This is a genomic window from Kitasatospora sp. NA04385 (genome assembly GCF_013364235.1).
Taxonomy (GTDB): Bacteria; Actinomycetota; Actinomycetes; order Streptomycetales; family Streptomycetaceae; genus Kitasatospora.
In genome coordinates, this window is the sequence record NZ_CP054919.1 from 399,880 (window position 1) to 423,817 (window position 23,938).

18 protein-coding genes and 1 pseudogene are annotated in these 23,938 nt (G+C 77.4%); 7 read left to right on the forward strand and 12 right to left on the reverse strand.

Annotated elements, in window-relative coordinates; translation table 11 throughout:
- Positions 1-5: 5 nt before the first annotated feature.
- From HUT16_RS01725 to HUT16_RS01760, 8 genes are all read right to left on the reverse strand, one after another.
- On the reverse strand, positions 6-2,129 hold the full coding sequence (locus HUT16_RS01725; RefSeq protein ID WP_176184744.1) for a xanthine dehydrogenase family protein molybdopterin-binding subunit: 2,124 nt from the start codon (positions 2,127-2,129) through the stop codon (positions 6-8).
- Entirely contained in the window at positions 2,126-3,130 is a 1,005-nt protein-coding gene (locus HUT16_RS01730) for a xanthine dehydrogenase family protein subunit M (protein ID WP_176184746.1), read from the reverse strand. Before HUT16_RS01730 ends, HUT16_RS01725 begins: the two co-directional genes overlap by 4 nt.
- A complete protein-coding gene (locus tag HUT16_RS01735) occupies positions 3,127-3,741 on the reverse strand; it encodes a (2Fe-2S)-binding protein (RefSeq protein WP_176184748.1) in 615 nt (204 codons plus the stop codon). Before HUT16_RS01735 ends, HUT16_RS01730 begins: the two co-directional genes overlap by 4 nt.
- 132 nt (positions 3,742-3,873) lie before the next feature.
- Positions 3,874-4,662 carry a PP2C family serine/threonine-protein phosphatase gene (locus tag HUT16_RS01740; RefSeq protein WP_176184750.1) on the reverse strand — a complete coding sequence of 263 codons (789 nt, stop codon included), beginning with the start codon at positions 4,660-4,662 and terminating at the stop codon, positions 3,874-3,876.
- A 92-nt stretch (positions 4,663-4,754) separates the two neighbouring features.
- Positions 4,755-6,062 carry a condensation domain-containing protein gene (locus HUT16_RS01745; protein ID WP_176184752.1) on the reverse strand — a complete coding sequence of 436 codons (1,308 nt, stop codon included), beginning with the start codon at positions 6,060-6,062 and terminating at the stop codon, positions 4,755-4,757.
- A gap of 267 nt (positions 6,063-6,329) precedes the next feature.
- Positions 6,330-7,772: a SulP family inorganic anion transporter gene (locus HUT16_RS01750; RefSeq protein ID WP_254898217.1), complete on the reverse strand. Its 1,443-nt coding sequence runs from the start codon at positions 7,770-7,772 to the stop codon at positions 6,330-6,332.
- A gap of 762 nt (positions 7,773-8,534) precedes the next feature.
- The gene (locus HUT16_RS01755; protein WP_176184756.1) at positions 8,535-8,867 is read right to left on the reverse strand and encodes a hypothetical protein; all 333 of its coding nucleotides are present in this window, start codon (positions 8,865-8,867) and stop codon (positions 8,535-8,537) included.
- A 264-nt stretch (positions 8,868-9,131) separates the two neighbouring features.
- Positions 9,132-10,160, reverse strand: coding sequence for a cation diffusion facilitator family transporter (locus HUT16_RS01760; protein WP_176184758.1), 1,029 nt, complete (start codon positions 10,158-10,160; stop codon positions 9,132-9,134).
- 364 nt (positions 10,161-10,524) lie between these two features.
- Between HUT16_RS01760 and HUT16_RS01765 the strand changes: the two genes are divergently transcribed.
- The 5 genes from HUT16_RS01765 (at position 10,525) to HUT16_RS01785 (ending at position 15,540) form a co-directional block, all read left to right on the forward strand.
- Positions 10,525-10,926, forward strand: coding sequence for a hypothetical protein (locus tag HUT16_RS01765; RefSeq protein ID WP_176184760.1), 402 nt, complete (start codon positions 10,525-10,527; stop codon positions 10,924-10,926).
- Positions 10,927-11,172: 246 nt separating this feature from the next.
- The gene (locus HUT16_RS01770) at positions 11,173-12,471 is read left to right on the forward strand and encodes a PLP-dependent cysteine synthase family protein (RefSeq protein WP_176184761.1); all 1,299 of its coding nucleotides are present in this window, start codon (positions 11,173-11,175) and stop codon (positions 12,469-12,471) included.
- Positions 12,468-13,730 (forward strand): MFS transporter, encoded by a 1,263-nt coding sequence (locus HUT16_RS01775; protein WP_176184763.1) that lies wholly within the window; start codon positions 12,468-12,470, stop codon positions 13,728-13,730. Before HUT16_RS01770 ends, HUT16_RS01775 begins: the two co-directional genes overlap by 4 nt.
- 137 nt (positions 13,731-13,867) lie before the next feature.
- A complete protein-coding gene (locus HUT16_RS01780; RefSeq protein ID WP_176184765.1) occupies positions 13,868-15,121 on the forward strand; it encodes a PP2C family protein-serine/threonine phosphatase in 1,254 nt (417 codons plus the stop codon).
- Between the two features lie 194 nt (positions 15,122-15,315).
- A complete protein-coding gene (locus HUT16_RS01785) occupies positions 15,316-15,540 on the forward strand; it encodes a DUF6458 family protein (protein ID WP_176184766.1) in 225 nt (74 codons plus the stop codon).
- 80 nt (positions 15,541-15,620) lie between these two features.
- Here the strand turns inward: HUT16_RS01785 and HUT16_RS01790 are convergent, their stop codons facing one another.
- Positions 15,621-15,794 (reverse strand): CsbD family protein, encoded by a 174-nt coding sequence (locus HUT16_RS01790; protein WP_176184768.1) that lies wholly within the window; start codon positions 15,792-15,794, stop codon positions 15,621-15,623.
- 126 nt (positions 15,795-15,920) lie between these two features.
- Positions 15,921-16,792, reverse strand: a pseudogene (locus HUT16_RS01795) (oxygenase MpaB family protein).
- Between the two features lie 124 nt (positions 16,793-16,916).
- On the opposite strand from HUT16_RS01795, the gene HUT16_RS01800 reads away from it, so the two are divergent.
- On the forward strand, positions 16,917-18,188 hold the full coding sequence (locus HUT16_RS01800; RefSeq protein WP_254897591.1) for an NAD(P)/FAD-dependent oxidoreductase: 1,272 nt from the start codon (positions 16,917-16,919) through the stop codon (positions 18,186-18,188).
- Between the two features lie 322 nt (positions 18,189-18,510).
- Here the strand turns inward: HUT16_RS01800 and HUT16_RS01805 are convergent, their stop codons facing one another.
- Positions 18,511-18,870: an ATP-binding protein gene (locus HUT16_RS01805; protein WP_176184772.1), complete on the reverse strand. Its 360-nt coding sequence runs from the start codon at positions 18,868-18,870 to the stop codon at positions 18,511-18,513.
- Between the two features lie 288 nt (positions 18,871-19,158).
- On the reverse strand, positions 19,159-19,536 hold the full coding sequence (locus tag HUT16_RS01810) for an STAS domain-containing protein (RefSeq protein ID WP_176184774.1): 378 nt from the start codon (positions 19,534-19,536) through the stop codon (positions 19,159-19,161).
- A gap of 304 nt (positions 19,537-19,840) precedes the next feature.
- On the opposite strand from HUT16_RS01810, the gene HUT16_RS01815 reads away from it, so the two are divergent.
- A complete protein-coding gene (locus tag HUT16_RS01815; protein WP_254898218.1) occupies positions 19,841-23,701 on the forward strand; it encodes a SpoIIE family protein phosphatase in 3,861 nt (1,286 codons plus the stop codon).
- Positions 23,702-23,938: the final 237 nt, after the last annotated feature.

Sequence of the window (23,938 nt, forward strand, 5' to 3'; positions counted from 1 at the left end):
GCGGTTCACCGCCCGGACGGGTCCTCCGGGACGGGCAGGTCCTCCAGCGCGGGCAGCAGCTTGTCCAGCGTGACGGGCAGGTCGCGCACCCGCGCGCCGCAGGCGTGCCACACGGCGTTCGACACCGCGGCGGCCGTGCCGACGATGCCGATCTCCCCGATGCCCTTGGTGCCCATCGCGTTGACGTGGGGGTCGTGTTCGTCGAGCCAGTGCGCCTCGACCTCGGTGACGTCCGCGTTGGCCGTGATGTGGTAGTCGGCGAGGTCGTGGTTGACGACGTGGCCGGTCCGGGGGTCGAGGACGCCGTTCTCGTGCAGCGCCATGGACAGTCCCATGGTCATCCCGCCGACGAACTGCGAGCGCGCCGTGCGCGGGTTGACGATCCGGCCGACGGCGAAGACGCCCAGCAGGCGCGGCACCCGGATCTCCCCGGTGTCCAGGTGGACCCGGGCCTCGGCGAACTGGGCGCCGAAGGCGTGCATCGCCCAACGGTCGTCCACCGGCCGGACGGAGCCGGACGCCTCGGCCCGGTCCGGCGGCTCGGCCCCGTACCTGGCGCGGAAGGTGCGGGCGGCCTCGACCACGGCCGAGCCCCAGGTCGACGTGCCCGAGGAGCCGCCCGCCACCGTCGCCACCGGGTGGTCGGTGTCGCCGATCCGGACCTCGACCCGCTCGACCGGGGCACCGAGCGCGTCCGCGGCGATCTGCGCCAGCGTGGTCCAGGTGCCGGTGCCCAGGTCGGCCGCGCCGATCTCGGCGACGTACCGGTCGCCCTCCCGCCGGATCACCGCCGTCGACTCCGGCATCCGGTGCACCGGGTAGGTGGAGGCGGCGACGCCGGTGCCGACCAGCCAGTCGCCGCGGCGGCGCACGCCGGGCCGCGGGTCGCGCCCGCTCCAGCCGAAGCGCGCCGCGCCCTCGCGCAGGCAGCCGACGAGGTTGCGGCTGGAGAAGGGCTTGCCGGTCTCCGGGTCGGTGGCGGGTTCGTTGCGGATCCGCAGCTCGACCGGGTCGAGGCCGAGGCGTTCGGCGAGTTCGTCCATCGCCACCTCCGGCCCGAACATCCCGGGGCACACCCCGGGAGCGCGCATCCAGGACGGCACGGGGACGTCGAGGGCGGCGAGGCGGTGGGTGGTGCGCCGGTTGGCGACGGCGTACATCATCCGGGAGGGCACGCCGGTCTGCTCGGCGAACTCCTTGATCCGCGAGGTCTGTTCGACGACGTCGACCGCGAGGGCGGTCAGCGTGCCGTCGGCTTCGGCGGCGAGGACGCAGTGCTGGATGGTGGGGGTGCGGTAGCCGGCGAGGGAGAACATCTGCTGCCGGGTCAGCGCCAGCCGGACCGGCCGGCCGGGGACGGCGCGCGCGGCCATCGCGGCGAGCACCACGTTGACGTGCGGGGTGCCCTTCGACCCGAAGCCGCCGCCGACGTACGGGCTGACGACCCGGACCTTCGCCTCGTCGAGGCCGAACACCGACGCCACGACGCTCCGGGCGGGGTGGACGCCCTGGGTGGAGTCCCACAGGGTGAGGAAGCCGGTGCCGGGTTCCCACCGGGCGGTGGTGGCGTGCGGCTCCATCGGGTTGTTGTGGTACGTCGCGGTGGTGTACGTCTGCTCGACCACCGCCGCCGCGGTGGCGGTGGCGGCCGCGACGTCGCCCTCGACGGTGTCGGTGGGGAAGTCCGGGTTGACCCGCTCGGGCGCGTACAGGTCGTCGCGGTCGGCCCGCAGCCCGCTGTCGTGCACCGCCCGCGCGTAGGCCACCCGGACGAGGGCGGCGGCGTGCCGGGCCGTCTCGGAGCTGTCGGCGACGACCAGGGCGACGACCTGGCCGCGGAAGGCGACCTCGTCGCCCTGGAGGGCCGCCAGCTCCCGGTCCTCGGTGGAGGCCAGGCGTTCCGCGGTGGCGGGGGTGAGCACCGCGAGCACGCCGTCGAGCGCCTCGGCGGCGGCGGTGTCCAGCGCGGTGACGCGCCCCCGGGCGACGGTGGCCTGGACGGGGTGCGCGTAGGCGGCGTTCTCCACCGGCGTCTCGTACGCGTAGACGGCGGTGCCGCGCACCTTGGCCGCGCCGTCCCGGCGGGGCAGGTCCAGGCCGATGGCGACGGGTGCGTCGATGAACGTCATCGGGCGTCCTCCCGGACGAGTCCGCGCAGGGTGGCGGCGAGGGTGCGGCGCAGCAGCGGGATCTTGAAGGCGTTGCCGCCGTCCGGCCCGTCGACCGGGCGGGCGTCGGCGAGTTCGGCGTCCGCGGCGGCGCGGTAGGTCTCCTCCGTGGCCGGGGCGCCGCGCAGCACCCGCTCGGCCCGGCGCGCGCGCCACGGCACGTGGGCCACGCCGCCGAACGCGACCCGCGCGTCCGTGATCACCCCGTCCCGCACCTCCACCGCCGCGGCGACGCTGACCAGGGCGAACGCGTACGAGGCCCGGTCGCGCACCTTGCGGTAGGCCGAGCGGCGGGCGAGGGGTCGGGCCGGCAGGTCGATCGCGGTGATCAGGTCGCCGTGTTCGAGCACCGTGTCCCGTTCGGGGGTGTCGGCGGGCAGCCGGTGCAGGTCGACGAAGGGGATCGTGCGCTCGCCGTCCGGCCCCAGCACCCGCACCCGGGCGTCGAGGGCGGCCATCGCCACGGCCATGTCGGAGGGGTGGACCGCGAGGCAGTGCTCGGAGGCGCCGAGGACGGCGTGGTGGCGGGTCCAGCCGCCGACGGCGGAGCAGCCCGAGCCGGGCTCCCGCTTGTTGCACGCCGTCGTGACGTCCTGGAAGTAGACGCACCGGGTGCGCTGCAGCGGGTTGCCGCCGGTGGTGGCCATGTTGCGCAACTGGCCCGACGCGCCCGACAGCAGGGCCTGGGACAGCACGGGGAACCGCTCGCGCACCCGCCGGTCGGCCGCGAGTTCGCTGTTGCGGACGCCCGCGCCGATCCGGAGGTCTCCCCCGTCGAGGTCCTCGATCCCGGCGGGCAGCAGGTCGGCGACGTGGACGACCAGGTCGGGGGCGACGACGCCGAGCTTGAGGTGGTCGACCAGGTTCGTCCCGCCGCCGAGGAACACCGCGGCCGGGTTCCCGGCGACGCTGCGGACGGCCGCCGCCGCGTCGACCGGGCTCCGGTAGTCGAAGGGTTTCACCCGGCCACCTCCGCACCCGGCGCCGCCGTGCCGGACGCCGCCGCACCCGGCGCCACTGCACCCGACGCCACCGCACCCGACGCCGCTGCGGCCTGCCGGACGGCGGGCACGATGTTGACGTAGGCCCCGCAGCGGCACAGGTTGCCGCTCATCCGCTCGGCCACCTCGGCGCGGTCCAGCCGCGGCGGCCGGGTGCCCTCGGTGACGGCGCTCGGCCAGCCCCGCGCGAACTCGTCGAGCATCCCGACCGCGGAGACCACCTGCCCCGGGGTGCAGTAGCCGCACTGGAACGCGTCGCAGTCGATGAACGCCTGCTGCACCGGGTGCAGTGCGTCGTCGGCGCACCGCCCGCCGCCGTCCCGCTCCCGGGCGGCGAGCCCCTCGGCGGTGACGACCCGGGCGCCGTCCTGGGTGACCGCCAGGGTGAGGCAGCTCAGCACCCGCCGGCCGCCGGAGAGCACCGTGCACGCGCCGCACTGCCCGTGGTCGCAGCCCTTCTTCGGGCTCGTCACCCCCAGCCGCTCGCGCAGCGCGTCGAGCAGGGTGGTACGGGTGTCGACGCTCAGCCGGCGTGGGGTTCCGTCGACGTGGACGGTGATCTCGCTCATCACCGCACGAGGGTTCCCGGCGCCGGTTCCACTCACACGGTCCCCGGCCGGACTCACCCGGGCGGGTGCCGGTCGCCGCCGACGGGGCCCGGCCCCGGAGCAGTCTCCGGGTCAGTCCCCTGATCAGTCCCCGGGTCAGTCCTCGATGCGGACCAGGGCGAGCGTGACGTTGTCCGGGCCGCCGGCCCGGATCGCGGCGCGCCACAGGTCGACCAGGGCGCGCTGGTCGTCGCCCTGCGGGTCGCCGTCGGCCTCCGCCTCGGCCTCGGTGAGCAGGGCGGCGAGGTCCTCCGGGGCGACCGGGTCGGTGAGGCCGTCGGTGCACAGCAGGTAGCGGGCGCCGGGTTCGACGGGCAGCCGAACCAGGTGGGGGTGGAGGTCCTCGGGGGCGGTGGGGCCGCCGAGGGTGCTGGTGACCAGGTGGCTGGTGCGCCGGCCGGGGGCGGGCGGCGGGCTGTCGTCGGTGCTGAGCAGGCGCAGGCCGAGGCCGTCGCCGCGGTCGGGGGTGATCGCGTAGACCTGGCTGTCGCCGACGTTGAACACCAGGACGTGATCGGCGCCGAACGCGGCCCCGGCGACGGTGGTGGCCATCCCGGCCAGGCCGGGGTCGGCGTCGGCGGCCGCGTGCAGGACGGCGTGGCAGGCCCGCAGTTCGTCGGTGACCTCCCGCTCGGTGCGCAGCCGCGGCCCGGCCGCCGCGAGGTGACGGGCGGTCAGCGCGGAGGCGACGTCACCGGCCGGGTGCCCGCCGAGGCCGTCGGCGACGGCGACCACCACCGGGGTGTCGCCGAGCGGGAAGACCATCGACTGCGGGCTGTCGGTGGAGGCGGCGCACAGCGTCCACGGCCCCAGGACGAGACTGTCCTCGTTGTGGTCCCTGACCACCCCGTCGTGGCTGAGCGCGCTGACGACGACGTACGGCACTCCACGGCCCTTTCACCGACCCCCGACCGACTCCTGTCGCGACGATTGTGCACCCCGTCCCTCCCGGCCCGGCGGCGGGGGCTCCGGTTCCGCTACCCGCCGGTCGCGGGCAGCTCGCCGACCGGCCGGTCCGGGTCGGCGAGCAGCGCGGGCAGCAGGGCCCGCCAGTGCAGCACCAGCCGGTCGACCGTCCGCGGGTCGAGCAGGGCGGTGCGGTACTCGAAGCGGCCCAGGTAGCCGTCGCCGCGCTCCGTCAGCGCCAGCGCGAGGTCGAACCGCGGGGCGGCGTCCCGGTGTTCCGCGCCCGCCGCCCGCCGGTGCGGCGGGCCGGACGTCCCGCCGACCGCCCCCGCGAGGTCCGCGACCGGGTCCGCGGTGAACGCCACCCGGACGGGCGGGACGCCGGGCAGCAGGTCCAGCGGGGCGTCGCGGTGGGCGAGCGCGTCGGCCGAGACCGCGCGCACCTCGTCCAGCAGCCGCCGGCCGGAGGCGTCCGGCGGGACGCGCACCCGCAGCGGCAGGACGGTCTCGAAGCAGCCGATCAGGCCGCGCAGTTCGGGGGGCCGGTCGGCCGCCGGGACGCCGATCAGCAGGTCCGTCCGGCCGCCCCAGCGGTGCAGCAGCGCGGCGAACCCGGCCAGCAGCACCAGGGCGGGGTCCGTCCCGGCCCGCCGGGCCGCCCGGCGGACCTCGGGGACGAGACCCGGCAGCGCGAACTCCCGCCGGGCGCCCCGGAGGTCCGCCACCGCCGGGGGCGGCCGGTCCCACGGCAGCGGGGCGGTGTCCGGGGCCCCGGCCAGCCGGGACCGCCAGTGCGCGAGCGCGTGCTCCCGCACCTCGGCGCTCTGCTGCCGGAGCGCGAAGTCGGGGTACTGCGAGGGGAGTTCCGGGAGCCGGGCGGGTCTCCCGGCCAGGGCCGCCGCGACCGTCTCCGCCAGTTCGGCGCGCAGCACGGCGGCGGAGTGCCCGTCGAAGACCAGCCGGTGCGCCACCAGGTGCAGGTGCCCCCGGGCCGGGGCGCGCAGCAGCAGCGCCCGCCACAGCGGGCCGGCGCCGAGGTCGAACGGACGCTGCGCGGCCCCCGCCGCCAACCGCCCCACCAGGCCGGGGCGGTCGCGCTCGGGGATCATCCCCAGCTCCACGACCCGCAGGTCCAGCGGCAGCCGCCGGTGCACCCGCTGCACCGGCAGCCCCTCGACGCCCGCCGGGGGGACGGTGGTCCGCAGGGGCGCGTGCCGGGCCGCGAGCGCGCCCAGCGCGAGCCGCACCACCCGCTCGTCGGCCTCCCGGGGCAGCCGGACGTCGACCGCCAGGTGCCGGACGGGGCCGCCGGATCGCGTCTCCGGAACCGCCCCGAGAGCACGCTGCGCCACGGACAGCGGAACGGTTTCGACGGACACCGGGGCTTCTCGTTCCCGCATGGCGACACCTCTCCCCCTGCCGTCATGGTCGGCCCACCGGCAGGGGCTGGAAAGAGCGGGATCCGGCCGTTCCCCGCCGGATCGGCCGAATCGACCGAATCGACCGAATCGACCGACGGGTTGATCGGCCGACGGGTGGATCGGCCGACCGGTGGAGGCGGCACCACGGCCCCGCCGTTCCCCGGGCCCCGGTGTCGCCTCCTCCCGCCATTCTCCCCGGGCTCCGGCCGGGGCCGCTCCGCCCCCTCAGGTGGTGACGGTCAGCGGGGGTTCCCAGGTGACGGGGGTGTCCTGGTGGGCGGTGTGGCGGGCGGCCCAGGTGTGGAGGGCGGTGCGGCAGGCGTGGTCGAGGTGGCGGAGGGCGGTCCAGTCGAGTTCGACGGGACGGCCGGTCGGGAGGGATTCGAGGGTGTCGAGCAGGCGGGGCAGCCGCAGGAAGGTGGCGTTGCCGCTGAGGCGGACCCGCAGCGGGGTGTCGGGGCCGCTGTCGGTGAGCTCGATGTGGAGGTGGGAGGTCTGCCAGGCGCTCTTGGCGACGGCGAGGGCGACGCCGATCAGGACGCCCTCGAAGAGGGTGGTGAGGACGATCGCGGTGGTGGTGACGGCGAGGACCACGAGTTCGCCGCGGTGCTCGCGCCACAGCGCGAGGAGCGGGCGCAGCGGGATGAGTTTGGCGCCCGCGTGGATCAGGACGCCGCCGAGGACGGCGAGCGGGATGAGCCCGAGGACCGCCGGGAGCAGGGCGGCGAACAGCAGCAGCCACAGACCGTGCAGGACGCGGGAGACCTTGGTGCGGGCACCGGCCTGGACGTTGGCGGCGCTGCGGACGATGACGGCGGTGAGCGGGAGGGCGCCGAGCAGGCCGCACAGGGTGTTGCCGATGCCCTGGGCGGTGAGTTCGCGGTCGTAGTCGGTGCGCGGGCCGTGGTGCATCCGGTCGACGGCGGCGGCGCTGAACAGGCTCTCCGCGGAGGCGATCAGGGCGAAGGCCAGCACGGTGCCCAGCCCGGCGGCGCCGGTGACGGCGGCGAAGTCGTCGCCGGTGGGCAGGGCGACCGCGTCCAGCAGCCCGTCGACCCGGACCCGGGGGACGTCGAGGCCGAACGCGGCGGTGGCCGCGGCGGCGAGGGCGACGGCGGCCAGCGGGGCGGGCACGGCGCGGACGGGGGCGGGCAGCTTCTTCCACAGCGTCAGCAGGACGACCGTCGCGGCGGCCATCAGCAGCGCGGTGGTCGCGGCCGCGCCGGTGAACCAGTCGCCGAGCAGCGCGGGCAGGTGGACGATCTTCCCGCCGCCGCTGCCGGGCGCGGTGCGGCCGGAGACGGCGTACAGCTGACCGAGGATCAGGATCAGGCCGATGCCCGCCAGCATGCCGTGCACGACGGACAGCGAGATCGCCCGGAACCAGCGGCCGGTGCGCAGCAGACCCATGGCGATCTGGAGCAGCCCGGCGGCGAGCACCAGCACGCCGAGCGCGCCGAGGCCGAAGCGCTGGACGGCGTCGAAAACGAGGACGGTCAGACCGGCCGCGGGGCCGCTGACCTGGAGGCTGCTGCCGGGCAGCAGGCCCACCACGAGGCCGCCGACGATGCCGGTGACCAGCCCGCGTTCGGCGGGCACGCCGGAGGCGACGGCGACGCCGACGCACAGCGGGACGGCGACCAGGAAGACCACCAGCGAGGCGGGCAGGTCCTGGCGCCAGTGGGCGAGCGCACCGCGTAAGGCGGTGGCGCGGACGGGCTCGGGGCCGGGGTTCGGGTTGAGGTTCACAGCGCGCGGGCCTTCCGGTCCGGGAGGGCGTGGACGTGGACGTGGTGGTGCACGGGGTGTCGCATCGGGTCTCCTTCCGCCCGCCCGGCATCGGCCGGGGCGGGCGCTGCTGTCTTCGGGCAGCGGAGCGGACTGACGGGTCGGCGGGACCACCGACGGGCCCGGGGCGCCACCGGGACCGGGGCGCCACCGAAACCGGGCCACGGCGGGTTCCGGGCCGGACGGCCGGGGCGCGCCGGTCGCGAGCGTGCCGGTCACGGACGTGCTCATCGCGGCCAGGCCGGTCACGGACAAGCCGATCGCAGGCAGGCCGGCCGCGGGCGTGCCCATCACGGCCAGGCCGGTCACGGACAAGCCGGTCACGGACAAGCCGGTTACGGGCGTGCCCGTCGCGGCCAGGCCAGTCACGGACAAGCCGATCGCAGGCAGGCCGACCACGGACGTGCCCATCACGAGCGCGCCAGTCACGGACAGGCCGGTGCCGGGTGTGCCGGTCCCGAACATGCCGATCCCAGGCGTGCCAGTCCCGGGTATGCCGGTCACCACCGGCATGCCGGTCACCGGCAGGCCGGTCCCGGGCATGCCCATCGTGAGCACGCCGGTCACGGACAGGCCGGTCGTGGGCAGGTAAGCGGCGGGCGGGCCGGAGTGCTGCCGGTCTCCGTCAGTTCGCGGGACCGCTCAGCAGCGGAAGACCTGGAGGCGCGCGAGCGCGCCCGGTCTCGACCCGCCGCCGGAGGGGGCGGGGTCGGCGGCCCCCGGGGCGGACGGGGCGCCGGGGGCGGTCTCGTCGTCGGGGCGGGCCTGGGAACGGGCGGGCGGGCCGCCGTTGCCCCGGTGGCGGGCGGCGGAGCGGCCGGCCGGGGCCTGCGCCTCCTGCTGGTACTTGCACTCGAGGTGTTCTTCGGCGGCCGCGGAGGCCGGCGGGCGGGGCGCCCTGGCCTGGGCCGGGGGCCCGGCGGTGAGCAGGGCGAGGACGGCCGCGAGCAGCACGGCGAGGAGGGCGACGGGCATGGCGGCGACCCGCCTGCCGCGCGTCGTCCCGCGCCTCCCCATTGCGCCTCCCCCGGCGTCCGCCCGGCCAAGTCGCCGCACAGTGACCAGCATACTGACGGAATGTAATCGCGGTAGACCGTTTTCGGATTGTTCACTTCGGCGAAACCACCGGTAGAACGGAATTTGACGGTCCGTCAGGCAGTTCGATTGCCTCCGGGGCATGCGCCCGCTCACCCTGCGTACGCGCCCGGCGCACCGGGCGCCGGGGCCGACCGCGGGCGGTCAGTGCCCGTGGGGCTGCTCGCGGTGGACGGCGCCGTGCGGCTCGGCGCAGTGGCCGCCCGCGGCCTGCGGGGCGCCGACGGTGAGCAGTTCGGCGGCGACGTGGTCGACCTGGAGCGTGGTGTGGGTGATGCCGTTGGCGTGCGCGAGCCCGTGCTCGATCTCCGCGCGCACCGCGTGGCAGTCCCGGTCGGGGGCGACCAGGACGTGCGCGGAGAGCGCGGTCTGGCCGGAGGTGATCTGCCAGACGTGCAGGTCGTGGACCTCGACGACGCCGGGGCGGGCCACCATGGCGTCGCCGATGGCCCCGGGGTCGACCCCGGCGGGGGCGGCCTCCAGGAAGATCCGGCCGGACTCCTTGAGCAGCCCGTACCCGGCCTTGACCATCAGCACCACGACGACCAGCGAGACGATGGCGTCGGCCCGGGCGAAGCCGGTGGTCATCACGACCAGGCCGGCCACGGCGGTGGCGACGAAGCCGAACAGGTCGTTGAGGATGTGCCGGTAGGCGCCCTCGACGTTCAGCGAGGTGCGGTTGGCCCTGGAGATGCACCAGGCGGCGGCGACGTTGACCGCGATGCCCGCGAGCGCGGTGTACAGCACCAGCGAGCCGGTGACCTCGGGCGGGCTGACCAGCCGCTCCACCGCCTCGTACGTCAGCCAGGCGGCCAGCAGGATCAGGGTCAGGCCGTTGGCCTGGGCGGAGAGGATCTCGGCGCGCTTGAGCCCGAAGGTGAAGCCGCCCCCGGCGGGCCTGGCGGCCAGCCGCATCGCCACCAGGGCCAGCACGATGGACGCCGCGTCGGTCAGCATGTGCGCCGCGTCCGAGAGCAGGGCCAGCGATCCGGCGGCCAGGCCGATGACGACCTCGACCGCCATGTAGCCGCAGATCAGGGTGAGCGCGATGGCCAGCCACCGGCGGTCCGCGTCGGCCGACACCCCGTGGGAGTGCCCGTCGTGCCCGTGCCCGTGGCCGTGCTGGTCACGGTCGTACTGGTCACGGTCGTGCTGGTCGTGCTCGGCGCCCATGCGGCTCCGCCTCCCGTTCTCCCCGGCCGGTCGTTCGACCCGGGGAAGTGAAGCGCACCTCCGCGCACCTTGGCAAAGGCTGCACCGATGACGGTTTTCAACGGCGATAAGACCGCACTGACCTGCGACGACGCCGTTCCCGGCGGTCCCGGTCCGGCCGCCGCCCCGATTGCTCCCTCCGGGTGGTGCCGCGTGGTGCCGCGCCGGGGCCGACCGGCCGCCGCGCCCGCGCCGTTCGATTCGTCCGCGCCCGGTCGCCCCTCGCCACACGGCCCGCGCCGCCCGCCGAGGGCCCGTCGCGCGGGCTGGATTCGCACAGCGACTGACGCGCACCTTACGTGTCCGCTCGGGTACGTTCGGCGACATGACGGGACGGAACGCGGTGCGCGGCGGGCGGAGGCCGGTGGGCGTCATCGTCGTCCTGCTCGCCGCGCTGCTGCACGTGCTGGGCTGCGCGCACGGCCCGCTGGCGGGCGCGGGCTGGTCGGCGCCCGCCGCCGACGCCCTCCCGGCGGCCGCCGCGCACGGCCGCGCGCCGCTGGACCACCCGCAGCACGACACCGGGCACCAGGAGGCCCGGTGCGCGGGCACCGACCAGCCGGTGACGGACCGTCAGCCGACGGACCCGCCCGCCGCACCTGCCGGAGCCGACACGCCCGTTCCGGCCCCCGCCCCGGCGGGACCGGCTGCGACGGCGGCCCCGGACGACGGCCCGGGCCCGGCGGTCGGGCGGAGCAGAGCGGCGCTCGGCGTCTGGCGGACCTGACCGGCCCCGCCGCGCCACCGTGCCCACCGGCACGCGCCGCGGCCGCCGTGTCCCGACGTCCTGACGCCCCGCGTGTCCTGATGCCCCGACGCCCCGGTGTCCCTGGCGGCCCGTGTCCCGACCGGACCGGCCCCCGACCCGGCCGGTGACCAGGTGCACCGGCGCACCGGCGTCCTGACGTCCCGTCACCCACCCCACCGGTCCCGCCCGCCCGTACGGCGGCGCGGACCGCAGGAGCGCCCTGCCATGACCAGTACCGTCGTCCCCTGCCCCTCCCCCGCCGCACCCCCGGCCGGGCCCGCCGCACCCGTTCCCGACTCCGGACCAGCCGCCGCATCAGCCGCCGGATCAGCCGCCGGATCAGCCGCCCGCCGTGCCGACAGCCCCGCGGGGCTGGTGGGCGACACGCCCGTGCTCTGGGTGGGCGCCCCGTTCACCGGGCCCGGGCGCGGGTTCTGGGCCAAGCTGGAGGGCCGCAACCCCGGCGGGATCAAGGACCGCCCCGCGCTGCACATGGTGCGCGCCGCCCGGGAGCGGGGTGAACTGCGGCCCGGAGCAAGGATCGTGGAGTCCACCTCGGGCACCCTCGGGCTGGGCCTGGCGCTGGCCGGGGTCGCCTACGGGCACCCGGTCACGGTGGTCACCGACCCGGAGATCGAGCCGCTGATGACGGGGCTGCTGGCCGCGCACGGCGCCGAGGTCGTGGTGGTGGACGCCCCGCACCCGGTCGGCGGCTGGCAGCGAGCCCGGCGCGACCGGGTCCGCGAGCTGCTGGCCGCGCACCCCGGTGCCTGGTGCCCGGACCAGTACAACAACCCGGACAACGTGGCCGCGTACCGGCCGCTGGCCCTCGAACTGGCCGCCCAGCTCGGGCGGGTCGACACCCTGGTGGTGAGCGTCGGGACGGGCGGGCACTCGGCGGGCGTCGGCCGGGTGCTGCGCGAGCGCTTCCCCGCGCTGCGGGTGGTGGGCGTGGACACCACCGGGTCCACCATCTTCGGCCAGCCCGCGCTGCCCCGGCTGATGCGCGGGCTGGGCAGCAGCATCCACCCGCGCAACGTCGACCACGCCCTGTTCGACGAGGTGCACTGGGTGGCCGCGCCGGAGGCGGTCTGGGCGGCCCGCGCGCTGGCCACCTCCCGCTACGCCAGCGGCGGTTGGAGCGTCGGCGCGGTCGCCCTGGTGGCCCGCTGGCTGGCCGCCGACGGCGGCCCGGAGCAGCGGATCGCGGCGGTCTTCCCGGACGGCCCGCAGCGCTACGTCGGCACCGTGTTCGACGACGGGTGGTGCCGCGAGCGCGGCCTGCTCGGCCACCGCCCGCCCGAGCGGCCCGAGGAGATCACCCACCCCGGCGAGCGCACCGTCACCCGCTGGACGCGCTGCCGCACCGTCCTGGACCCACTGGCCACCGACCCGCCGACGACCAACCCGCCGACCGCCAATCCGCCGACCACCGACCCGCCGACCGCAGACCGACCGATCGCGCCCGCCGCCACCGTACCCGCCCGCACCGCGCCCGCCCCGACCGGCCGGGCCGCCCGGTGAGGGCGCTGTGGCGGCAGACCCGCTCCTTCGGCCCCACCGCCCGGCTGCTGATGGCCAACCAGTTCGCCATCAACCTGGCGTTCTACATGCTGATGCCGTACCTGGCCGCCCACCTCGCCGACGACCTCGGGCTGGCCGCCTGGACGGTCGGCCTGGTGCTGGGCGTGCGCAACCTCTCCCAGCAGGGCATGTTCCTGGTCGGCGGGACGCTCGCCGACCGCTTCGGGCCGCGCGGCCCGATCATCGCCGGGTGCCTGCTGCGCACCGCCGGGTTCGCGCTGCTCGGCCGGGTCGACTCGCTGCCCGCGCTGCTCGCCGCGTCCGCCGCCACCGGTTTCGCGGGCGCCCTGTTCAACCCGGCGGTGCGGGCGTACCTGGCCGCCGAGGCGGGTGAGCGCCGGATCGACGCGTTCGCCGTGTTCAACGTGTACTACCAGGCGGGCATGCTGCTCGGCCCGCTGGTCGGACTCGCCCTGCTGGCCGTCGACTTCGCGGCGGTGTGCACGGTGGCCGCGACGGTCTTCGCGGCGCTGACCGTGCTCCAGTGGCGGGCCCTGCCGCCGCACCGGGGGCCGCGGGAGCAGCGGGGCGAGGGCGTGCTCGCGCAGTGGCGCACGGTGGTCGCGAACCGGCCGTTCCTGCTGTTCTCGGGGGCGATGATCGGCTCGTACGTGCTGACCTTCCAGGTCTACCTGGCGCTCCCGCTGGCCGCCGGGCTCGCCCTCGACGGCGGTGGCGGGAGCGGGAGCGCGGTCACCACGGGCCTGTTCACCGTCTCGGCGGCCGTCGCGGTGGCCGGGCAGCTGCGGCTGACCGGCTGGGTGGGACGGGTCTGGACGCCGTCCGCCGCGCTGGTGCGCGGGCTGGCCGCGATGGGGGCCGCCTTCCTGCCGCTGGCGGCGTTCCCGTGGGCGGGGCCGGGGCTGCGGCTGGCGGCGCTGGGCGTGGCGGTGGCGGTGCTGGCGGCGGCGGGCGCGGTGGTCTACCCGTTCGAGATGGACACCGTGGTGGTGCTCTCCGGCGGCCGCCTGGTCGCCACCCACTACGGCCTGTACAACACGGTCTCCGGGCTCGGCATCACGCTCGGCAACCTGGGCGTCGGCGCGCTGTGGGACCACGGGGTCCGCCACCACGCCCTGTACCTGCCGTGGCTGGTCCTGGCCGCCACCGGGCTGGCCTGCGCGGCGGCCGTCCACCGCCTCTCCCGGGCCGGGCTGCTCCGCCCGGCGGCGCGGCAGCCGGTCCCGGTACCGGCCTGAGCCCCCGCCCGGCCGTCCCGCCGCCCCACCAACCGTCCCACCGACCGCTCCGGCCGACCGCCCCACCGGGCGGACCCGCCCGAGGTTCGGGAGGGTGGGACGAGCGCGGGGGCCGAGGACGGCGGAGGTGACCGACGATGGGCCACGACGAGGAGGCCGCGGCCGGGGCCGCGGTGCTCGGCCTGCTGGAGGGCTCGCACCGGGCCGGGCCCCGGGACGTCCCGGGGCTGGTGCGGGACGCGGCCCGGCGGCTGGGCCTGACCGGTGCCTGGATCTACCTGGCCGACGTGCAGGAGAAGTGCCTGACCGCGCTGCCCGTCCCGCCGGAGGACCCCTCGCTGACCGGCCCGTCCGGCCCCGGGGTGCTGGACGTGGACAACTCGCTGGCCGGCCGCGCCTACCGCACCGAGAGCACCTGCACCGGCGGCGAGGCGGGCACCGGCACCGGCACCGACGCGGGCGCGGGTGTCGGCGCGGTGGGCTGGGTGCCGCTCGTGGACGGCATCGGGCGCCTGGGGGTGCTCCAGGTCACCGCGCCGGTGCTCGACGGCGCCCGGCTGGCCTCCTGCCGGGCGCTGGCCGACGCGACCGCGCTGCTGATCGCCGCCCGGACGCCGTTCAGCGACCTGCTGGTGCGCACCGGCCGCCGTCGGCCGATGACGCTGCAGGCCGAGCTGGTCCGGGCGTTCCTGCCGCCCCGGACGATCGGCAGCCGCCGGGTCACCTCCAGCGCGGTGCTGGAGCCCGCCTACGACATCGGCGGCGACGCCTTCGACCACAACCTGGCCGACCGCCACCTGCACCTGACCATGGTCGACGCGATGGGCCACGACCTGGCGTCCGGGGGGTCCAGCGCCGTCGCCGTCGCGGCCTGCCGCTCCACCCGCCGGACCGGCGGCACCCTGGCCGACATCGCCGGGGCCGTCGACGCCGCGCTCACCCGGTGGATCCCGGACCGCCTGCTGACCTGCGTGATCGCCGACCTGGACCTCGACACCGGCGCCCTGTCCTGGATCAACTGCGGCCACCCGACGCCGCTGCTGATCCGCCGCGGCCGGATCGTCCCCCGGGCCCTGGAGCGCCCCGTCCACCCGCCGCTCGGCCTGCCCGAGGGCCTCCCGCGCACCGCGCCGACCGTGCACACCGCGCGCCTGGAGCCGGGCGACCAGCTGCTGGTGCACTCCGACGGGGTGACCGAGGGGCGGGACGCGGACGGCGTCCCGTTCGGCGAGGAGCGGCTGGTCGACGTGGTCTCCCGGGCGATGGCCGACGGCCTGCCCGCCCCGGAGGCGCTGCGCCGGCTGGTCCGGCGGGTCACCGCGCACCAGGGCGACCGGCTGCGGGACGACGCCACCGTGCTGCTCGCCGCCTGGCACCCGGCCGGGGCCTGAACCCGCCACCCGACCGGGGCCTGAACCAGCCCCCGGCCCGGGGAACCGGGCGCCGGGCGGCCGGGCGGCCGGGCGGCCGGGCGGCCGACGCGGCGTCAGGGTGCGGGCGCGGAGCGGGAATCCTCCGGCGGGTCGGGGGTAGACGCCGGGCGGCCCCGGTCGAGGGGCGAGGCGACTCGGTGACGGAGGCGATCATGGGACTCGGTGGCTGCATCATCCTGCTGGCGGTAGGGGCGATCCTGGCTTTCGGCGTGCACTGGCACCTGGCGGGTGTCAACCTCACGGTGGTCGGCGTCGTGCTGATGGCGGCGGGCCTGATCGGCGTGGTGGTGTACGCGCGGGTGCTGGGCCGCCGCCGCTACCTCGGGCGCGGCGTGGACGAGGTGGTGGTGGAGGAGCACCGCCGCGACATGCTGTGACCGGCCGGAGCGACGGCGGAGGGGGCCCGGACCGGGGAAACGGTCCGGGCCCCCTCCGGTTGGTCGGGGCGGTCGGCTGATCAGTCCTTGAAGGCGTCCTTGGCCTTCTCGCCGGCCTGCTTGAGGTCGCCCTTGGCCTTGTCGGCCTTGCCCTCGGCCTCCAGGCGCTCGTTGCCGACGGCCTTGCCCGTGGCTTCCTTCGCGGTGCCCTTGAGCTTGTCGCCGGTGTTCTTGACCTTGTCACCCATGCCCATCACGGCCTCCTGAGCCATCGTTCCGTCACTGACGCAGTTCCGTATGCCCGGCTTGTCCGAAAAGATTCCTCCCGGTCCGGCCCGACCGCTCAGGCCCGACCGGCCCGACCGCTCAGGCCCGGCCGCTCAGGCCAGCTCGCGCGGCACCGGCATCGCCCACCGGATCGCCCGCACCACGGCCAGGCCCAGCGGGCGGACCGCGGCGGCGGTGAGCGGGTCGGCCGGCAGGCCAGCAGGGCCCGGTGCTCGGGGGCGGGCAGGCCGGTGGCCGCGGCCGCCAGCGCGCCGTAGGCGGGGCGGACGGCCCACGGCAGCGGCGGGTGCAGCAGCAGGAAGCGGGCGGCTTCGCGGGCCTCGGCCGTCCTGGCGAGTTCGGGCCGGTAGGAGCGGAGCACCGCGTCGAGGTCCGCGCGGCTGCGCGGCGGCTCCTCGACGCCGAGGGCGGCGGCGACCTCCGCGGTGTCCGCCACGTAGGCGTCGCAGCCCGCCGGATCGAGCGGCGCGGCCCCGTACGCCTGGTGGGCGCGCAGGAAGCTGTCGGTCTCGGCCGCGTGCACCCAGGCCAGCAGGTGCGGGTCGTCGGCCCGGTAGCGGCGGCCGTCCGCCGTGGTGCCGCGGATGCGGGCGTGCACGGCGCGGACCCGGTCCACCGCGGCCTGCGCGTCCCGCGCGGTGCCGAAGGTGGTGACGGCGAGGAAGGTGCTGGTGCGCTGGAGCCTGCCCCACGGGTCGCCGCGGTAGCCGGAGTGCGCGGCGACGGCGGCCATCGCCGACGGGTGCAGCGACTGGACCAGGAGCGCGGCGAGCCCGCCGACGAACATCGAGGCGTCGCCGTGCACCGTCCGGATCGGCCGGTCCGGGCCGAACCAGCGCGGCCCCGGGGTGCCGTGGATGCGCTGCCGGACGGCCGGGCCCCGCGGCCCGGCCACCTTGGCGAACAGGGCCGCGCCGAGCCGTTCCCGCGGACCGGGTCGGTCCGCGCCGCGCTCCGCGTCCATGCCCTCCACGGTAGCCGGGCCGCGGGCCGGACGGGCCGTCCCATCCGTCCGCCGGGCCCGCTCCGAATGGGTACCGGCCGGAGAGCGAAGGCAGCCGGAGGCAGCCGAGGGCAGGAGGAGCGCGGTGGACACGAACGGTGCGGTGGACGTGGCGGTGGTGGGGGCCGGGCTGGCCGGTCTGGCCTGTGCGCTGGACGTCGCGGCGGCGGGGGGGCGGGTGCGGCTGCTGGAGGCGGCGGACGCGGTGGGCGGGCGGATGCGGACCGACCTGCGTGACGGCTTCCGGCTGGACCGGGGCTTCCAGGTGTTCAACACCTCCTACCCGCAGGTGCGCCGCCGCCTCGCGCTGCGCCCGCTGCGCCTGCGGCCGTTCACCCCGGGCTTCGCCCTGGTCGGTCCGGCGGGCCGCCGCCTGGTGGTCGACCCGCTGCGCCGTCCGGGCCTGGCGGGCGATCTGCTGGGCGGGCGGGTGCTGCCGGCCCGGGACGCGGCCGTGCTCGGCGCGCTGACCGTGCGGGACGCCCTGCTGCCCGCCGCGCTGCTGCGGCGCGGGCGCGAGGTGTCGACGGCGGCGGCGCTGCGCCGGGCGGGCGTCTCGACGGCGACCGTCGACGGGGTGCTGCGGCCGTTCCTGGCCGGGGTCTTCCTGGAGGACGGGCTGACCACCTCCGCCCGGGTGTTCCACCTGTACTGGCGCAGCATGGTGCGCGGCACGCTCGCGCTCCCGGCGGCGGGCATCGGGGCGGTCCCGGCCGCGCTGGCCGCGCTGCTGCCCCCGGGGGTGCTGGAGCTGGAGGCCCCGGTCGCCGGGGTGCACGAGGGCGGGGTGCTGCTGGCGGACGGCCGGGAACTGGCGGCGCGCCGCGTGGTGGTGGCCACCGAGCCGGGGGCGGCCGCGGCGCTGCTGCCCGGCTTCCCGCTGCCGCCGACCCGCGCGGTGACGACCTTCTACCACGCCGCGGAGCGCAGCCCGCTGGCCGCTCCGACGCTGCTGGTGGACGGCGGGCGCCGGGTGCTGAACTCGGTGGTGCTCTCGGAGGTGGTGCCGGGCTGCGCGCCGCCGGGGCTGGCGCTGGTGTCGACCTCGGTGCTCGGCGTCACCGCCGAGGAGCGGTCGGTGCGCGCCCGGCTGGCGGAGCTGTACGAGTGCGACACCTCGGGCTGGGAGCCGCTGGCCGCGTACCGGATTCCGGGCGCGCTGCCGGCGATGCCCGCCCCGCACCCGCTGACCCGCAGCACCCGGTGGGCGCCCGGCCGGTACGTGTGCGGCGACCACCGGGCCACCGGTTCGGTGCAGGGGGCGCTGGCGTCGGGGGCGCGGGCGGCCCGCGAGGTGCTGGCCGACCTGGCGGCGGGGCGGGACACCCGCCCGGGCCGGGTGGCGTTCGCCGGGTGAGCGGGCGGCGGACACCGGCCCGGCCGGGTCGGCGGGGCCGGTGAGGTCGGCGGGGTCGGCGGGGTCGGCCGGGCAGCCGGTCGGGCTCGCGGCGGCGGGGCACGGTGCCGCGGGCAGCTCGGCCGCCGGGCCGGGTTCGAGGAAGGGCGAGGCGGTGGCCGGCGCGGGCCGCTGCCCGTCGCGGGGGCGCAGCGGCTGCTGGGTGGCGGTCTCGGAGAAGGGCTGCCACAGCGGGCGGCGGTCGGTGTCCATGTGCCCAGTCTGACCTGCCGTCACCGATCGAATCCTCTGATTTTTTTCCGGCGCACCGGGCGCGGGGCGTTCAGAGCGCGAAGGTGACCCGGATGCGCTTGCCCCCGGCGGGCAGCGGCACGACGTGGCAGGTCGCGGCGAGGGCCTGGACGATGGCCCAGCCGCGGCCGCCGGTGGTGGCGGGGTCGCGGTCGTGCAGCGGCTGGACGACGGGGTGGCGGTCGTCGCCGTCCTCGACGTCGACGACCAGTTCGGTGCCGCCGGGGCCGAGCCGGGCGTCGAAGCGGGTCAGGCCGCCGCCGTGGTGCAGCGCGTTGGCGATGAGTTCGGTGACCGCGAGTTGCGCGTCGGCCAGCGCCCGGCCGCCGGGGTGTCCGGCCGCCGCCAGCAGCCGGGCCAGGGCGGCGCGGGCCTGCCCGGCCGTCCGCACGGGCGCGGGGCGGGCTCGGGCGCGGACACGACCACGGGCTCGGGCGCGGATCCGGCCGCGGGCTCGCGCGCGTACCCGGGCGACGGCTCGGCCGGGGCGGGGTGCACCGCCGGGGCGAACGGGGCGGCGGGAGCGGCGGCGGCCAGGGTGGGCGGCCGGGCTTCTCGGTGGGGCATGGCGACCTCAATCGTCTACGGCACGGTCGTGCCGGCCGGCGAGGCCGGGCGGAGGGATCTGAGGGCTTGTGCCCCGCGAGGGGCGGATGATGCGGCGCGTTCGGGCTCCGGGTCAGCCGGAGCCGGTGTCGTGCGGGTCACGCCGGAGGAGTTCGCCGGCCGCCGCCAGGGCCAGCGGCAGGCTGTCGGCGACGGTGAAGTAGCCGTCGGTGGCGGTGATCTCCAGCAGGCGCCGCAGTGCGGGCCCGAGCGGTCCGAGCAGGACCAGCGCGCCGTCCGCCGCCTCCATCCGCTGCTGGGCCAGGACCAGGGTCCGCAGGGTGGAGGAGTCGGCGAAGGTGACCCCCGAGACGTCCAGGACGAGGGCTCCGGTGCTGCGGGCGACGGCGGCGTCCACCGTGGCGGCGAGTTCGCGCTCGCTGTCGTGGTCGAGGTCGCCGCGCAGGTGCAGCACCGTCGTTCCGGGCGGCCCTGGGGTGTGGTCGGTCATGGCGGTCATGCTAGCCAACCGTGCGGACGGGGCCGACGGTTGCCCTGCCCGGGAGCGGGCATCCGTCCGGGGCCGGGGCCGTGACCCGGCACAATTGGGTGACGGTGCCGCGTCCGGCGGCGCCGGGGCGGAGGAAGGGAGCCCGGTGGCGCGGAAGCGGGCGCGGGGCGTGTTCGGCGCCGATCCGGTGGTGGGCGCCGACCTGGCGCGGGTCGACTGGGCGGCGACGCCGCTGGGCGATCCGGCGCGGTGGCCGCAGAGCCTGCGCTCGGCGGTGGACCTGATGCTGTCCTCGCGGTTCTCGATGTGGCTGGCCTGGGGTCCGGAGCTGACCTTCCTGTGCAACGGCGCGTACCGCCGGGACACGCTGGGCGGCAAGTACCCGTGGGCGCTGGGCCGCCCGTTCCGCGAGGTGTGGGCGGAGGTCTGGGACGACGCCCGTCCGCGCATCGAGCACGTGCTGGCCGAGGGCGAGGCGACCTGGGACGAGGCGCTGCTGCTGTGGCTGCGGCGCTCCGGGTACACCGAGGAGAGCTACCACACCTTCTCCTACAGCCCGCTGCGCGACGAGGCCGACGAGGTGGTCGGCGTGCTGTGCGTGGTCAGCGAGGACACCCAGCGCGTGGTCGCGGAGCGCCGGATGGCGACGCTGCGCGACCTGGGCTCCACCCCGGGGACGGTGCGCACCGAGGAGGAGTTCCTCGCCTTCGCCGCCGGGCAGCTCGCCCGCAACCCGTACGACCTGCCCTTCACCCTGGCGTACCTGTTCGAGGAGGGGGGCGGCGCCCGGCTGGCCGCCTCCTCCGGGATGCCCGCCGGGCACCCGGCCGCGCCCGCCCTGACCGGCCCGGACGGGTCGGGTCCGTGGCCGGTCGACGCCGCCCGCCGGGGCGGGGCGTCGACGGTGCCGCTGGCGGACGGCCCGTTCGCCGACCTGCCGTGCGGGGCGTGGCAGGAGCCGCCCCGGGAGGCCCGGGTGGTGCCGCTGGGCGGTGAGGGCGGCGGCGGGCCGAGCGGCTTCCTGGTGGTCGGCCTCAACCGCTACCGCCCGCCGGACGACGCCCACCTGGGCTTCGTCGACCTGGTGGCGGACCGGCTGGCGGCGGGCGTCTCCAGTGCCCGCAGCCACGAGGCGCAGCAGCGGCGGGCCGAGCAGCTGGCCGAGCTGGACCGGGCGAAGACCGCGTTCTTCTCCAACATCAGCCACGAGTTCCGCACCCCGCTGACGCTGATCGCGGGCCCGGCCGAGGCCCTGCGGCAGCGGCTGGCGGACGCCGGGCCGGAGGCCGGGGGCCTGGCCGCCGATCCGGACGTCCGCGAGGACGTGGAGACCGTCCGGCGCAACGCGCTGCGGCTGGAGCGGCTGGTCAACACGCTGCTGGACTTCTCCCGGATCGAGGCGGGCCGGATGCGGGCCCGCCCGGAGCCGGTCGACCTGGCGCGGGTGACGGCCGGGCTGGCCTCGGTGTTCCGCTCGGCGGTGCAGCGCGCCGGGCTGGTCCTGGAGGTCGACTGCGCGCCGCTCGGCGCCCCGGTCCTGGTGGACCCGGGCCTGTGGGAGAAGGTGGTCTTCAACCTGCTCGGCAACGCCCTGAAGTTCACCTTCGAGGGCACGATCCGGGTGCGGGTGCGCGAGCGGGACGGGCGGGCCCTGGTGAGCGTGGCGGACACCGGGGTGGGCGTCCCCGCCGCCGAGCTGCCGCACCTGTTCGACCGCTTCCACCGGGTCGAGGGCGGCCGGGCGCGTTCGCACGAGGGCAGCGGCATCGGCCTGGCGCTGGTCAAGGAGCTGGTCGACCTGCACGGCGGGACGATCACCGCGGACTCCGAGCCGGACCGCGGCAGCACCTTCACCGTCAGCCTGCCGCTGGCCCCGGCGGCCGTCCTCCCGGCGGCGCCGGCCGACCGCGCGCCGGAGGCCGGTGCCGGGGCGGCCGCCGCCGAGCCGTTCTTCCAGGAGGCCGCCCGCTGGGAGCCGGCCGACGCGCCGGACGCCGGGGCGGCGGTGCAGCCCGCCGAGGGCGGCGCGCACGTCCTGGTCGTCGACGACAACGCCGACATGCGCGACTACCTGACCCGGGTCCTGGGCGGCGCGGGCCACCGGGTCACCGCGGTGGGCGACGGCGACCGGGCGCTGGCCGCCGTCCGCTCGGCCGCCCCCGACCTGGTGATCAGCGACGTGATGATGCCCGGCACGGACGGCCTGCAACTCGTCGCGGCGCTGCGCGCCGACCCGCGCACGGCCGTCCTGCCGGTGCTGCTGCTGTCGGCGCGGGCCGGCCGGGACGACGCCCTCGACGGCTTCGAGTCGGGGGCGGACGACTACCTGGTCAAGCCCTTCGCCGCGGCCGACCTGCTGGCCCGGGTGCGCGCGGCGCTGCGGCTGGCCCGGCTGCGCGAGCAGCACACCCGGTGGAGCGAGGGGCTGGTCGACTCGCTCCAGGACGCCTTCTTCGTCTGCGACGAGGACGGCGCGATCGTCCAGGTCAACGCGGCCTTCGCCGACGTGCTCGGGTACGGCCCCGAGGGGCTGCCCTACCGTCCGCCGCACCCGTGGTGGGCGGACGGGGTCGGCGACCCGGACGCCCGGCAGCAGTCCGCCGACGCCCTGGCCGGGGCGATGACGGGCGACCGCAGCAGCGCCACCGTCCCCGCCGTCCACCGGGACGGCCACCGGATCTGGACGCACTCCACCTTCAACCGCGTCCCGGACCCGGTGACCGGGCGCACCGTCACCGTCGGCACCTTCCGCGACGTGACGGCCGAGTACTACGCCGTCCAGCGGGAGAGCGCGCTGGCCGCGCTGGCCGACTGCCTGGCCCGGGCCGGCGACGCCGAGGAGGCGCTGGCCCGCGCCCTGGAGGAGCTGCGCGGGCTGTGGCGGGCCCGCCGGGTGGTGGCGGCCCGCTTCGAGCACGCGGGCGCCGCGCCCCGGCTGACCACCGCCGGCGACGGCTCCGAACTGTCGGAGGAGGCCCGGCGCCACCTGGCGGAGCTGGCCGTCTCGCCCGTCCTCACCCCGGCGGCGGGCCCGGCCGGCACCGGCGTCCGGATGGAGCACCCCGGCGGGCCGCTGGTGCTGGCGGTCGAGCTGGGCGAGCACCGGCCCTTCACCGGGGAGGACGAGCTGCTGCTCGCCCTGCTGGGCGGTCGGCTCGCGCAGGGGCTGGCCCGGCTCCGGCGGATCGACCAGCAGCGCGAGACCGCCCTCGCCCTCCAGCGCGCCCTGCTGGGCCCGGACCGGCTGCCGGCGGACTTCGCGGTCCGCTACGAGCCGGCCACCCCGCCGCTGGAGGTCGGCGGCGACTGGTACGACACCGTGCCGCTGCCGGACGGCCGGACCGGCATCATCGTCGGCGACTGCGTCGGGCGCGGCCTGAGCGCGGCCAGCGTGATGGGCCAGCTGCGCAGCGCCTGCCGGGCCCTGCTGCTGCAGGACCAGAGCCCGGCCCGGACGCTGGCCGCGCTGGACGCGTTCGCCGCGACCGTTCCGGGCGCGGTCTGCACCACCGTCTTCTGCGGCGTCCTCGACCCGGCCACCGGCGAGCTGCGCTACTCCAGCGCCGGGCACCCGCCGGGCGTGCTGGTCCGGGGCGACGGCGGCACCGTGCTGCTCGAAGGGGGCCGCTCGCTGCCGCTGGCGGTCCGCACCGGCCGGCCGCGGCCCGAGGCCCGGGTGGTCCTGCCGGGCCGCTCCACGCTGCTGCTCTACACGGACGGGCTGGTCGAGCGGCGGCGGGCCGGCCTGTCCGAGGGCATCGCGGCGGCGGCCGACGCGGTGGTGGCGGGCGCGCACCTGCCGGTCACCGGGCTCGCCGACCACGTGACGGGGCTGCTGCGCCCGGCCGACGGCTACGAGGACGACGTGGCCGTGCTGCTCTACCGGCACCCGGGCCGCCTGGAGCTGCCGCTGCCCGCCCGCCCGGAGGGGTTGCCGGCCGCCCGGGAGGCGCTGTCGGCCTGGCTCGCGGAGTGCGGCGTCCCGGAGGCCGCGGCCCGGTCGGCGGCGGCGGCCGGCGGGGAGGCGTTCGCCGGGGCCCTCGCCGGGGCCCCGGGCGGCACCCTGCGGCTGTCCGCGGCGGCCACCGCGGACCTGCTGCGCGTCGCCGTGGCGCCCGCCGACGGCGGCGAGCCGGTGGCGGTCGAGGCCGCGCTCCCCGGCTGAGGCCGCGCTCGCCGGTCGAGGCCGCGCTCCCCGGCTGAGGCCACGCTCCCCGGCCAAGGGCGCGCTCCCCGGTCGAGGGCGCGCTCCCCGGCCGAGGGCGCGGAAGCTCCGTCCGCGACCTGCTCCGAACTGGGGGTTTCCCGCCGTTCGCGCGGCTGGGGTAGCCTCGCCCGGGGCCCCGGGCGAGATGCGTCCGCACTGTTCACCCGGGTGGCCCGTGCGCTTGATCGGTTGCCC